Genomic DNA, 14114 nt, shown 5'->3' on the forward strand with positions numbered 1-14114 from the left:
GGTCGCCGAGAGCGTCGCATCGCTCAGTCGGCGGCGACAACCGCAGCCGGTGCGCACTTCCGCGAGGGGGAGCTCCGCCAGAAGGCTGAGGCGTGCCGCGTGCTCCTCCCCGATGCCGCGAACAGTTGGCTCGAGTCGTCGCCCGGGGGAAGGCCGGCTCCCCGAGGCGACCTCGATTCCACGCTGGACCACGCTGGCATTCCCTGGCCGGCCGGCCGCGGCCGTCTCCGGGCGTCGGTGGATCGACGCGGAATTGGCGGCGCGCGAGGTATGGAGGAAATGGTAGCCCCCGTGGGCTTGGTACGATCCGTGCTTGAGCGCGGTTGGCCGGCACCAGTCGCTCGCTGGGAGAATCAGCGCGTGGCCTGCCCGTGCGCGCGCACGAGACGGCCGTCGGCCGGGCTGTGTCCGGCGAATCGAAAGGAGCGTTCTTCGTATGGTCAGGTTTCGGCAACGGATCGCCCGATGGCCCCTCGCGGTGGCGTGGACGTGGGCGCTCGTCACCACGCAGGTGGTGATGGGCTGTGATGATCAGGTGGACGCGGGCGCGAAGGCATGCCCACCCGGCGAGGTGGCGCGGGAGGATGGGACCTGCGAGCGGAAGCCGTGCGGCCCAGGGGAGAACACGCTGGAGACGGGCGTGTGTCAGCCGGCGGGGCTTCCGGCGGACATGGCGTGTCCGCCGGGCGAGCTAGCGCTGGAGAGCGGGGAATGCCAGCCGGCCGGGGTGCCGCCTGAGGCGTGCGGAGAGGGGTTCGCCGGCGATGGCAACGGCGGCTGCGCGGCGATCCTGCCGCAAGAGGAGTGTCCCGAGGGGCAGATGGCCATCCCCGGGGAAACGAGCTGCCGTGAGGTGGCCCCCTGCGGCGATGGGCCGTGGGGCGACATTGCGGTCGAGGCGACCACGCAGTTCGTCGACCAGGCCTATGCAGGCGGCGACAGCGACGGGACGAGGACGAAGCCGTGGACGACGATCCAGAGGGGGATCGACGAAGCGGTGGACGGTGCCATCGTCGCGGTGACGGACGGCTCCTATGCCGAAGACGTGGAGATCGCGGGCAAGGCGGTGCGCCTGTGGGGACGATGTCCTGCGCTGGTAGAGATCCGAGGGACGAACCCGAGCGCCGCGGCCATTCTGGTGGACGGAGACGCCGCGACGGGGACCGAGATCCGAGGCCTTGCCGTGACCGGTGAGGGCGCCGGACTGGGTGTATCGGGTGCGCGCGACGTCACGATCGAGCAGGTGTGGGTGCACGGCACAGGGTCTTGGGGGATCAATGCCCAAAAGGCGACGCGCGGCCGGACGAGCATGGTGTTGCGGGGCTCCCTCATTGAGCAGAACCGTGTCGCGGGCGTGTTTGTCGAAAATTCGGACGCGACGATCGAATCGACCGTGGTCCGCGCCACTCAGCCGAGCGCAGATGGAGAGTCGGGGTGGGGCATCGGCGTCCAGGATGACCCTGACACAGGCGAGCGCGCGAGCGTGAGCGTCCGAGCCTGCGTCGTCGAGCAGAACCATGACGCGGGCGTGTTCGTCGGGGGCTCGGACGCGACGATCGAGGCCACCGTGGTCCGCGCCACCCAGCCGAGCGCAGATGGGACGGGAGGAAGGGGTATCGTCGTCCAGGATGACCCTGACCCAGGCGAGCGCGCGAGCGTGACCGTCCGCGCCAGCCTCGTGGAGCAGAACCATGATGCGGGTGTGGCTGTCATTGGCTCGGAAGCGACGATCGAATCGACCGTGGTCCGTGGCACCCCGCTGAACGCGGATGGGACGGGAGCTTGGGGTATCGTCATCCACGATGACCCTGACACAGGCGAGCGCGGGAGCGTGACCGTCCGCGCCAGCCTCGTGGAGCAGAACCATGATGCGGGCGTGGCTGTCATTGGCTCGGACGCGACGATCGAGGCCACCGTGGTCCGCGCCACCCAGCCGAGCGCAGATGGGACGTTGGGAAGGGGTATCGTCGTCCAGGAGGACCCTGACACAGGCGAGCGCGGGAGCGTGACCGTCCGCGCCAGCCTCGTGGAGCAGAACCATGAAGCGGGAGTGGCTGTCATTGGCTCGGACGCGACGATCGAGGCCAGCGTGGTCCGCGCCACCCAGCCGAGAGCAGATGGGAACCTCGGGCGAGGCATCCACGTCCAGAAGAGCCCTGACAGAGGCGAGCGCGCGAGCGTGACCGTCCGCGCCAGCCTCGTGGAGCAGAACCATGGGACGGGCGTGTTTGTCCATGGCTCGGACGCGACGATCGAGGCCAGCGTGGTCCGCGCCACCCAGCCGAATGCAGATGGGGGAGGGCAGGGCATCAACGTTGAGGCTGACCGTGACACAGGCGAGCCTGCGAGCGTGAGGGTTCGCGCCAGCCTCGTGGAGCAGAACCATGAGACGGGCGTGTTCGTCTCTGGCTCGGACGCGACGATCGATGCCACCATCGTGCGCACCACGAAGGCACGTGACGACGATAACTTTGGGGATGGGATTACGATAGAGAACGGCACGGCCACGGTCCAAAACGCCACGATCACCGATAACGCCCGCGCCGGGGTCGTCAATCGGGGCTCCAAGATCACAATTCTCGACACGATCCTCACCTGCAACGCCTTCGACCTCAACGGCGAGACCTTCAATGGTCTCCCCGCCTCCTTCGACGGCAGCAGCGGCTGGCAGTGCACCCGCCGCGGCGCCGAGGACTGCGCCGAGACCGACGACCGCTGCTATGTGGAGATTACCAACCTGGAGCCCCCGCCCCCGCTGGAGCCGCCCCCTCAGCCTTGACGCCATGGCGTGGCGCGGCTCGCCAGGGATGTTGCCGGACCTGACAAACCGCGGAAATTCGAACAGCCCGGCCGCCGCTCGGCCGGGCTGTTCCCGGGCTACTTCTTCGGCTTGGAGGCTGGTCGTGAGCACGAGGCTCTTTTCTCGTACCTGCGACTCACGATCTGGAAGAGAAGATCAGCGTTTTTTTTCTGTCGGAGGCGAGATGTCCCACCTCGTCGAGGACGAGATCATCGATGTGGCGCTCGTCTTCGACAGGGCGACCGTGGTCGTAACAGCGAGCATGACGCGCGACCTCGTGCTCGCCGTCGGCGATGCGGACCACGGTCTCGGACGCGATCTGCGTCAGAGGGCGGTGGAGCGGCGTCCTGTACGCCTACGAAGACAATCCGCGAACCATGCGATCGAAGCTCTAGTCGATTTCGCAATAGGCAAACTTGGCGTCAACGACCTGTTCTAGGCACGACTTTCCGGGCCCGTCCTCGCATCGGGAGAACTCCTCCCATTGTCGGCGGTGAGCACCGTCTCACACGTTCCGTCCGAGTAGCACGAGATGCAATGTCCGTACTCCCGGTCGTTGCTCGACAAAGTCGTAGAGTCACTCACGAGATCCTTGCATTCGTGTCTCGCAATCATCCCCACACGCCGTTAACAGCGTCGTCACGGTCAGCGCCAACATCGCCATGGCCGCCGCTCGCTTCATTTTCATCTATTCCTCCGAGCTACGCCTTCAGTCACGCCACAAAATCACACACCAGCAAAGATCCGCTCGGCGACACCCGCCAGTCCCTTCACGCCGCGTCGCCCAGTCATCTTCGCTGTCCTCTGCTCGTCCGGAGCGCCCCCCGGTGAGCGTGAAGAGCTCTTGTTGGCCGGCCCCCGGAGGCCCAGCGCTGTTCAACCTGTCAGAACTGGCCGACGATCGTGAAGGTGCCGCCGCCGAGCGAGCCCCTCCTGTCGGCGAGCGGCGACACCGCGACGTTCAGGAGCACAGGGGTCGGCAGCGCGCCGCTCTTCGGGAGGACCGTGGGTTCTGCCGCCCACCCGTTCGAGGAGAGCTCGAAGAACAGCGCGCTCGTGAAGGGCATGAGCGTGGAGGCGATCGCGAAGGACAGCCCCGCGCTGCTGGCCATGAGAGGGCTCGTCACGCCGAACGGGATCACCTCGCCCCAATACGCCGCCCCGATGCCGCCGTGCCCTCCCATCGCCCGCCCCAGGCCAAACACAGCGAGCGGCGTGAGGGCGAAGTTGGCCCCCATGCCGGCAAGGGCGCCCCCGACGCACGGCTCGTCGTCGCAAATGCCCCTGTAGGCACCGTAGCCAGCGGCCGCGCCCACGGCGCCTCCGACCAGCGACTCGACGAAGAAACGCCCCACGCTGAAGCGAGCTCGCTGCCTCCGCCGGGTCTCTGCGCTCTCCTCCGGCGCATTCGTCCGTGGAGCAGCTCCTGCCGCAGCGCCGGGCGGAGGCGAGATCGCCGCCGCCGCGGGCGCGGTCTGTGCGCGCGAAGGCGCAGGGAGCATCGTCGCTCCCAGGGCGCCGAGCGCAATAACGACGCTTCGTTGATACGGCCGAGCAGCGGGCTTTCGTGTGAGAGTCGCGTTCATACGTCTCCTTCATCGTGCTACGGGCGAGCCTTCGTTCCCGTGCCTGCGCCGAGCGCTCCTTTGCGCCGGTCTTCACATGCGCCGCTCGATCCGGTCGAACCGCTCGATGGTCTCTTCGCGGTGCGATACGGCGGCGCGCTCCGACGGAGAGCAATTGCAGCGAACATGCCAGGTCACCACGCTGCGGATCGAGATCCTGACGTGTCGGGCGAAGCGGCTGACACGTCAGCCTGCGCCGCTGACACGTCAGCCTGCGCCCTCCGGTCGTCCGGTTGCGGTAGGGTTGGGGGGCCGTGGCGGTGAGCGTCGGCTGGGCATGCTTCATCGGCCCACGCTGCGCGCGTCGCTCGCTGCTCGCGCCGGACGCCGCGAGCAGTCGGTACATCGTGCGGGTGGAGGCGAGTGTCGACGCTCCTTGGAAACCGCGTGAATTTGGACGGGCCGACCCCTGGGTTCCTGGCCGGAGGTGGCGCGAGCGGGCGAGCCGCAGCGTACCAGCCACGAAAAGATCAGCTTCCGGGAGACGCGGAAGGGGTCCTCCTCGCGCTGGCGCACCTCATCGACGAGGAGGCGCTGCAGCGCGCGTACCGCAGCCTTTTCGCAAGGAAGCGGCGGTGAGGAAATGGTAGCCCCGTGAGCTTGGTACGATCCGTGCCCGAGCGCGGTCGACCGGCGCCCGTCGCTCGCTGGGAGAATCAGCGCGTGGCCAGGCCGTGCGCGTGTACGAGATCGTCGGCAGCCGCGCTGTGGCCGGCAAATCGAAAGGAGCGTGCTTCGTATGGTCAGGTTTCGGCAACGGATCGTCCGATGGTCCCTCGCGGTGGCGTGGACGTGGGCGCTGGTCACCACGCTGGTGGTGATGGGCTGTGATGATCAGGTGGACGCGGGCGCGAAGGCATGCCCACCCGGCGAGGTGGCGCGGGAGGATGGGACCTGCGAGCGGAAGCCGTGCGGCCCGGGGGAACTCGCGCTGGAGACGGGCGCGTGTCAGCCGGCGGGGCTTCCACCAGACATGGCGTGCCCGCCAGGCGAGCTCGCGCTGGAGACGGGCGCGTGTCAGCCGGCGGGGCTTCCGCCGGACATGGCGTGTCCGCCGGGTGAGCTAGCGCTGGAGAGCGGCGAATGCCAGCCGGCCGGGGTGCCGCCTGAGGCGTGTGGAACGGGGTTCGCCAGCGATGGCAACGGCGGCTGCGCGGCGATCCTGCCGCAAGAGGAGTGTCCCGAGGGGCAGATGGCCATCCCCGGGGAAACGAGCTGCCGTGAGGTGGCGCCCTGCGGCGATGGGCCGTGGGGCGACATTCCGGTCGAGGCGAACACGCAGTTCGTCGACCAGGCCTATGCAGGCGGCGACAGCGACGGGACGAGGACGAAGCCGTGGACGACGATCCAGAGAGGGATCGACAACGCGGTGGACGGTGCCATCGTCGCGGTGACGGACGGCTCCTATGCCGAATACGTGGAGATCAAGGGCAAGGCGGTGCGCCTGTGGGGACGATGTCCTGGGTTGGTGGAGATCCGAGGGACAGACCCGAATGCCATGGCCTTTCTGGTGCGCGGAGACGCTGCGACGGGGACCGAGATCCGAAGCCTTGCCGTGACCGGTGAGGGTGCCGGACTGGGCGTATCGGGTGCGCGCGACGTCACTATCGAGCAGATGTGGGTGCACGGAACAGGAGCTTGGGGGATCAATGCCCAAAAGGCGACGCGTGGCCGGACGAGCATGGTGTTGCGGGGCTCCCTCATTGAACAGAACCGTGTCGCAAGCGTGTTCGTCGCTGGCTCGGACGCGACGATCGAATCCACCGTGGTCCGCGCCACCCAGCAGAGCGCAGATGGGGAGCTCGGAGTGGGCATCGTCGTCCGGGATGACAGTGAAACAGGCGAGCGCGCGAGCGTGACCGTCCGAGCTTGCGTCGTTGAGCAGAACCATGACACAGGCGTGCTCGTCGAAGGCTCGGACGCGACGATCGAGGCGACCGTGGTCCGCGCCACCCAGCCGAGCGCAGATGGGGAGTTCGGATGGGGTATCGAGGTCCGGGGTGACGTCGACACAGGCGAGCGCGCGAGCGTGACCGTCCGTGCCAGCCTCGTTGAGCAGAACCATGACAGAGGCGTGTTCGTCGGTGGCTCGGACGCGACGATCGAATCTACGGTGGTCCGTGCCACCCAGCCGAGCGCAGATGGGGAGCTCGGATTGGGCATCGTCGTCCAGGATGACCCTGACACAGGCGAGCGTGCGAGCGTGACCGTCCGCGCTAGCCTCGTGGAGCAGAACCATGCGGTGGGCGTGCTGGTCGCAGGTTCGGACGCGACGATCGAGGCGACCGTGGTCCGCGCCACCCAGCCGAGCGCAAATGGGACGGGAGGATGGGGTATCGACGTCGGGAGTAGCCCTGATACAGGCGAGCGCGCGAGCGTGACCGTCCGCGCCAGCCTCGTCGAGCAGAACCATAAGGTGGGCGTGTCGGTCGGTGGCTCGGACGCGACGATCGAGGCGACCGTGGTCCGCGCCACCCAGCTGAGCGCAGAGGGGACGTTAGGATGGGGTATCGACGTCGGGAGTAGCCCTGACACAGGCGAGCGCGCGAGCGTGACCGTCCGCGCCAGCCTTGTTGAGCAGAACCATCGGATGGGCGTGTCGGTCAATGGCTCGGACGCGACGATCGAGGCCAGCGTGGTCCGCGCCACCCAACCGAGCGCAGATGGGACGGGATATGGTATCTTCGTCCAAGATAACGATGACACAGGCGAGCGCGCGAGCGTGACCGTCCGCGCTAGCCTCGTGGAGCAGAACCATTACGAGGGCGTGTCGGTCCTTGGTTCGGATGCGACGATCGATGCCAGCGTGGTCCGCGCCACCCAACCGAGCCCAGATGGGACGGGAGGATATGGTATCGGCGTCCAGGATAACGATGACACTGGCGAGCGCGGGAGCGTGACCGTCCGCGCCAGCCTCGTGGAGCAGAACCATGCGACGGGCGTGTACGTCATCGGCTCGGACGCGACGATCGAGGCGACCGTGGTCCGTGCCACCCAGCCGAGCGCAGATGGGAGGTCAGGAGATGGTATCGGCGTCCACGATAACTATGACACAGGCGAGCGCGGGAGCGCGACCGTCCGCGCCTGCCTCGTTGAGCAGAACCATGAGGCGGGCGTGGTTGTCATCGGCTCGGACGCGACGATCGCGGCCACCGTGGTCCGCGCCACCCAGCCGGTCGCAGATGGGTTCGGGTGGGGTATCATGGTCGCGAGTAGCGCTGACACAGGCGAGCGCGGGAGCGTGACCGTCCGCGCCAGCCTCGTTGAGCAGAACCATGAGGTGGGCGTGATCGTCGCTGACTCGGACGCGACGATCGAGGCGACCGTGGTCCGCGCCACCCAGCCGAGCGCAGATAGGACTGGAGGGCACGGCATCGTCGTCGGGAGTAGCGCTGACTCAGGCGAGCGCGCGAGCATGACCGTCCGTGCCAGCCTCGTTGAGCAGAACCATGAGGTGGGCGTGACCGTCAATGGCTCGGACGCGAGGATCGAGGCCACCATCGTGCGCACCACGAAGGCAGGCGACAACAACATCTTTGGGGATGGAATTGCGATAGTGAACGGCACGGCCACGATCCAGAACGCCACGATTACCGATAACGCCCGCGCCGGGGTCGCCAATTTCGGCTCCAAGGTTACGATTCTCGCCACGGTCCTCACCTGCAACGGCTTCGAGCTCAACGGCGAGACCGTCAAAGGTCTCCCCGCCTCCTTCGAAGGCAGCAGCGGCTGGCAGTGCACCCGCCTCGACACCGAGGACTGCGCCGAGACGGACGACCGCTGCCATGTGGAGACTGCCAACCTGGAGCCCCCGCCCCCGGTGGGGCTGCTCCCGCAGCCTTGACGCCATGGCGCCGCTGTGCATGGCCCGGGGCACGCGCCGCCGTCCGGCGCGGCTCTCCAGGGAGGAGGCAGCGCGCAGCCCGGGCTGCTCTCGGTGCTCCCGCGCCTGGCATGCAGCGCCGGGGTCCACCGAGAGCGCCGTCGCGCTCACTCGGCGGCGACAACCGCAGCCGGTGCGTACTTCCGCGAGGGGTAGCTCTGCCAGAATGCCGAGGCGTGCCGCGCGCTGCTCGCCGATGCCGCGAGCCATGATGCGGAACGGTGAGCGGCTCCGGGGAGCGGTCCACGCGCGGGAATGCCTGTGGGAACGTCCGGGGTTGCGCTTGCGCCGCACGCCGATAAGCTCGGCCGGCTGCTCTGCTCGATGGCGGAGGTGAGAGCTGGCTCAAGTCGCCGCCTGGGAGGGCCGGCTCCTCGAGACGACCTCGATACCACGCTGGCATCCCCCGGCCGGCAGGCGGCCGGCCGTGGCCGTCTCCGGCCGTCGGAGGATCGACGCGGAATCGTGGCTGCGCGCGAGGTATGGAGGAAATGGTAGCCCCGTGAGCTTGGTACGATCCGTGCCCGAGCGCGGTCGACCGGTGCCCGTCGCTCGCTGGGAGAATCAGCGTGTGGCCAGCTCGTGCGCGTGCACGAGATCGCCGGCGGCTAGGCTGTGTCCGGCGAATCGAAAGGAGCGTGCTTCGTATGGTCAGGTTTCGGCAACGGATCGCCCGATGGTCCCTCGCGGTGGCGTGGACGTGGGCGCTGGTCACCACGCTGGTGGTGATGGGCTGTGATGATCAGGTGGACGCGGGCGCGAAGGCATGCCCACCCGGCGAGGTGGCGCGGAAGGATGGGACCTGCGAGCGGAAGCCGTGCGGCCCGGGGGAACTCGCGCTGGAGACGGGCGCGTGTCAGCCGGCGGGGCTTCCACCAGACATGGCGTGCCCGCCGGGCGAGCTCGCGCTGGAGACGGGCGCGTGTCAGCCGGCGGGGCTTCCGCCGGACATGGCGTGTCCGCCGGGTGAGCTAGCGCTGGAGAGCGGCGAATGCCAGCCGGCCGGGGTGCCGCCTGAGGCGTGCGGAGAGGGGTTCGCCAGCGATGGCAACGGCGGCTGCGAGGCGATCCTCCCGGAAGAGGAGTGTCCCGAGGGGCAGATGGCCATCCCCGGGGAAACGAGCTGCCGCGAGGTGGCCCCCTGCGGCGATGGGCCGTGGGGCGACATTCGGGTCGAGGCGAACACGCAGTTCGTCAACCAGGCCTATGCAGGCGGCGACAGCGACGGGACGAGGACGAAGCCGTGGACGACGATCCAGGGGGGGATCGACGAAGCGGTGGACGGTGCCATCGTCGCGGTGACGGACGGCTCCTATGCCGAAAACGTGGCGATCCGGGACAAGGCGGTGCGCCTGTGGGGACGATGTCCTGCGCTGGTGGAGATCCGAGGGACGGACCCGAGTTCCATAGCCATTTTGGTGGACGGAAACGCCGCGACAGGGACCGAGATCCGAAGCCTTGCCGTGACCGGTGAGGGTGCCGGACTGGGCGTATCGGGTGCGCGCGACGTCACGATCGAGCAGGTATGGGTGCACGGCACAGGGTTTCTGGGGATCGCTGCCGCAAAGGCGACGCATGGCCGGACGAGCATGGTGTTGCGAGGCTCCCTTGTTGAGCAGAACCGTGTGGTAGGCGTGTTTGTCGAAGGCTCGGACGCGACGATCGAATCCACCGTGGTCCGTGCCACCCAGCAGAGCGCAGATGGGGAGCTCGGATTGGGCATCGCCGTCGCGAGTGCCACTGACTCAGGCGAGCGCGCGAGCGTGACTGTCCGCGCCAGCCTCGTTGAGCAGAACCATTCGGTGGGCGTGTATGTCTTTGGCTCGGACGCGACGATCGAGGCCACCGTGGTCCGCGCCACGCAGCCGAGCGCAGATGGGATGGGAGGATGGGGTATCGACGTCGGGAGTAGCCCTGACACAGGCGAGCGCGCGAGCATGACCGTCCGCGCCAGCCTCGTGGAGCAGAACCACCACGTGGGCGTGTTGGTCATTGGCTCGGACGCGACGATCGAATCCACCGTGGTCCGCGCCACGCAGCCGAGCGCAGATGGGACGGGAGGAAGCGGTATCGAGATCCAGGATGACTCTGACACAGGCGAGCGCGCGAGCGTGAGCGTTCGCGCCAGCCTCGTGGAGCAGAACCACCACGTGGGCGTGTTGGTCTTTGGCTCGGACGCGACGATCGAGGCGACCGTGGTCCGCGCCACCCAGCCGAGCGCAGATGGGACGAAGGGTGTCGACGTCCTTGATGACCCTGACACAGGCGAGCGCGCGAGCGTGACCGTCCGCGCCAGCCTCGTGGAGCAGAACCACGACGTGGGCGTGTATGTCTTTAGCTCGGACGCGACGATCGAGGCGACCGTGGTTCGCGCCACCCAGCCGAGCGCAGATGGGACGGGAGGATTGGGTATCGGCGTCCAGGACGACTCTGACACAGGCGAGCGCGCGAGCGTGACCGTCCGCGCCTGCCTCGTGGAGCAGAACCATTGGACGGGCGTGTTGGTCGCTGGCTCGGACGCGACGATCGAGGCGACCGTGGTCCGCGCCACCCAGCCGAGCGCAGATGGGACGGGCGGAAATGGTATCGCCGTCGCGAGTACCCGCGACACAGGCGAGCGCGCGAGCGTGACCGTCCGCGCCAGCGTCGTCGAGCAGAACCACTTCGAGGGCGTGTCGGTCGTTGGCTCGGACGCGACGATCGAGGCGACCGTGGTCCGCACCACCCAGCCGAGCGCAGAGGGGACGGCAGGATTGGGTATCGGCATCCACGATCACCCCGACACAGGCGAGCGCGCGCGTGTGACCATCCGCGCCAGCGTCGTCGAGCAGAACCACTTCGAGGGCATGGTGGTCGAAGGCTCGGACGCGACGATCGAGGCGACCGTGGTCCGCGCCACCCAGCCGAGCGCAGATGGGACGTTCGGAAATGGTATCGTCGTCGGGAGTAGCTCTGACACAGGCGAGCGCGCGAGCGTGACCGTCCGCGCCAGCCTCGTTGAGCAGAACCATGCGGGGGGCGTGGTTGTCTTTGGCTCGGACGCGACGATCGAGGCGACCGTGGTCCGCGCCACCCAGCCGAGCGCAGATGGGACGGGCGGATATGGTATCGCCGTCGGGCGTACCTCTGTCATAGGCGGGCGCACGAGCGTGACCGTCCGCGCCAGCCTCGTTGAGCAGAACCACGACGTGGGCGTGTCTGTTTTTGGCTCGGACGCGACGATCGATGCCACCATCGTGCGCACCACGAAGGCAGATGACAACAACGCCTTTGGGGACGGGATTGCGATACAGAACGGCACGGCCACGATCCAAAACGCCTCCATCACCGACAACGCCCGCGCCGGGGTGGCAAATTTCGGCTCCGACGTCACGATTCTCGACACGATCCTCACCTGCAACGCCTTCGATCTCAACGGTGCGACCTCCAATGGTCTCCCCGCCTCCTTCGAAGGCAGCAGCGGCTGGCAGTGCACCCGCCTCGGCGCCGACCCCAAGGACTGCGCCAAGACGGACGACCGCTGCCAGGTGGAGCGTGCCAACCTGGAGCCCCCGCCCTTCCCGGAGCTGCCCCCGCGGCCTTGACGCCACGGCGCGCCGCTGTGCCTGGCCCGGGCGCGCGCCGCCGTCCGGCGCGGCTCTCCAGCGAGGAGGCAGCGCACAGCCCGGGCTGCTCTCGGTGCTCCCGCGCCTGGCATGCAGCGCCGGGGTCCACCGAGAGCGCCGCCGAGCTCACTCGGCGGCTTCAATCCCAGGGAATCGACTGCGGAACCGTGAGCGTGCGCTCAGGAGTGGTCGTCAGCCTGAGACCGCCGGGCTGATCTCCCGTCGTGAAGTTCTGCTGCACCGGGGGCTTGTCCGCGTCGCCCGTGATGTGGAGCGTCCCGATGAAGCCGTTCGCAGGGCCGTCGAGCAGCAGGCTCTGCCGCGCGTTGCCGCTCAGGGTCAGCTCTTCGATGCTCACGTCGGAACGGTCGAGCCAGTCGACGCCGTCGCCCACGTCGTCGCGCGTCGGACCGTTTTGCCCGTCGACGGGCAGCGTATCGAGCGCGGTCGCTGTCACCGCCGACCTGCAGAGGATGACGCCGCGCGATTGCCCCGCGATCCCGATGCCGACGCCGAAGTTGCCGTCCAGCTGCCCGTTGTGCAGCGAGACGCAGCTCGCGCCGCCGCCCTGGCAGACGTTCTGGATCCACAGCCCTCGCCGGTTGCGGCTGATCTCGATGGTGCCGTCCTCCTCCTCCTCTTTGCCCAGCGCGGCCGTCGAGCGGTCGACGAGGATGCCCCAATCGCGGCTGTCGAGCACCCGCACCTTCCTTTCGCCGAGGAGGTGCGAGCACTGCGACACCGAGATGCCGCCTCCGAAGCTGCCCGTCTGGTGGACATCGCCTTCCCTGGTGCCAGTCACATCGACGCCCTCCAGGGTGACGGCGGCGCCGCGGGCCTCGATGCCGATGAGGTGGTTTTCACGGATCACGCTGCGCTTCACGTCCAGCGCAGGGCGGCTCGTGCAGATGCAATCCGTGTCGCAGCCCGAGCCCTGGATCCGGATCCCGCCTTGCTGGGCGCCCCGGATGACGCTCTGCTCCACGGTCACGTCGGCGTCCTCGGCGAGGATGCCGGCGCCCCCGGAACTGGCGATCTCGGAGGCCACGATCGTGACCGAGGAGCCCGGATCGAGCGCAACTCCCGGGATCGCGTGGTCCCTTTCCCCAGCGATGCGGACCGAGTCGATGCGTACGCCGGTCGCCCCCAGCACGCGCACGCCCTCTCGCCCGACGGTGAGCCCGCGCAGCACGGCGCCGTTGCCGGCCTCCAGGGTGATCCCCTCGACCCTCACGTCGTCGGCCGAGCGCCCGAGGAGGCTGACCCCGTCGCGGAGGGTGACCGCACCATACGGGCCTCGTGCGAGCGCGATGCACGTGCCGCGCGACGCTGCCGCGGCCGCGGACGCGAGCTCGGCGTCGCTCGCGACATCGAGCACCGACGCGCACGCGACATCCGCCGTGCACGTCTCGCCGGGGCAGAGTTCTCCGGTCGGGACGCCCGCGCATGCGCCCCAGACCACGTTTTCCTTCGAGCATGTCGCGGGTGCGGGCTCGTCGTCGCCGCATCCCATGAGGCATGCGCTCGCGGCGCTGCCCACCAGCACGGTCGTGGCCCACTTCATCCAGGAACGATTCACCATCACCTAGCCTCCGGGTTCGCCGCGCACCTTATCCCGCCGGCGCGCAGCGCGAGCATGCAAACAGCAGGGCACCGATAGCGCTGGGCCCTTCCCTGGAGAGCGGCGTCAGGCAGGGAAGGCGGGCGGCGTATCCCGCGTTACGTCGCCAGGAGCGCGTTTGGCCTGGTCACGTTGCCGCGCATCATTCTTCACAAGACGGCCGCGAAATTTTCGTGCGGTGGCCGTCCGTAGAATCGTCCGTGGACGGCCCCGGCCTTCGACGGATCTGAGGAGGAGTCACGAGCCTGCATGATCTCCGCAGACAGGCCGAGACGGGGCCGATCGCAGCGTCTCACTGGCACCCCATCCGCCATGAACTGGAGACGTGCCCTTGCCATGGACCGATTCGGAGCGCCCAGATCATTCCTGTCGTCGTCTTCCCCGTGCGCTTCGCGACCCGACTGCAGCGTTGGTCGTACGGCGGCGAGCCGTCGTCACGTCCCCCGAAGTCCCGGCGGAACCCACGGATTGCGCTGGTTCGCCACCGCAAGCTCGTCCTACTGGTCTCGACTTGGGCACTTTTGTCCCTCGCATCCCCTTATTTTGTAGGGTCTTCTGTGCATCCGCACGGTTTCGGCGA

Annotated in this window: 6 protein-coding genes; 4 read left to right on the top strand and 2 right to left on the bottom strand. The window is 68.3% G+C overall.

Annotated features, from left to right (window positions below; genetic code table 11):
* Positions 1-436: 436 nt before the first annotated feature.
* Positions 437-2779, top strand: a complete 2343-nt coding sequence (locus WMF46_RS08590; RefSeq protein WP_437985175.1) for a right-handed parallel beta-helix repeat-containing protein — start codon at positions 437-439, stop codon at positions 2777-2779.
* Positions 2780-2984: 205 nt separating this feature from the next.
* Positions 2985-3239, top strand: a complete 255-nt coding sequence (locus tag WMF46_RS08595; RefSeq protein ID WP_437985176.1) for a hypothetical protein — start codon at positions 2985-2987, stop codon at positions 3237-3239.
* Positions 3240-3684: 445 nt separating this feature from the next.
* Here WMF46_RS08595 and WMF46_RS08600 read toward each other — a convergent pair whose 3' ends face one another.
* Complete coding sequence (locus WMF46_RS08600) at positions 3685-4155, bottom strand: hypothetical protein (protein WP_437985177.1); 471 nt, start codon at positions 4153-4155, stop codon at positions 3685-3687.
* A gap of 1495 nt (positions 4156-5650) precedes the next feature.
* On the opposite strand from WMF46_RS08600, the gene WMF46_RS08605 reads away from it, so the two are divergent.
* Together WMF46_RS08605 and WMF46_RS08610 are read left to right on the top strand one after the other, a co-directional pair.
* The gene (locus tag WMF46_RS08605) at positions 5651-8269 is read left to right on the top strand and encodes a right-handed parallel beta-helix repeat-containing protein (protein ID WP_437985178.1); all 2619 of its coding nucleotides are present in this window, start codon (positions 5651-5653) and stop codon (positions 8267-8269) included.
* 686 nt (positions 8270-8955) lie between these two features.
* The gene (locus WMF46_RS08610) at positions 8956-11892 is read left to right on the top strand and encodes a right-handed parallel beta-helix repeat-containing protein (protein WP_437985179.1); all 2937 of its coding nucleotides are present in this window, start codon (positions 8956-8958) and stop codon (positions 11890-11892) included.
* 160 nt (positions 11893-12052) lie between these two features.
* Here WMF46_RS08610 and WMF46_RS08615 read toward each other — a convergent pair whose 3' ends face one another.
* The gene (locus WMF46_RS08615) at positions 12053-13495 is read right to left on the bottom strand and encodes a right-handed parallel beta-helix repeat-containing protein (protein ID WP_437985180.1); all 1443 of its coding nucleotides are present in this window, start codon (positions 13493-13495) and stop codon (positions 12053-12055) included.
* Positions 13496-14114: the final 619 nt, after the last annotated feature.

The sequence above is a fragment of the Sorangium sp. So ce117 genome (assembly GCF_051524395.1).
GTDB classification, from domain to species: domain Bacteria; phylum Myxococcota_A; class Polyangia; order Polyangiales; family Polyangiaceae; genus Sorangium; species Sorangium cellulosum_B.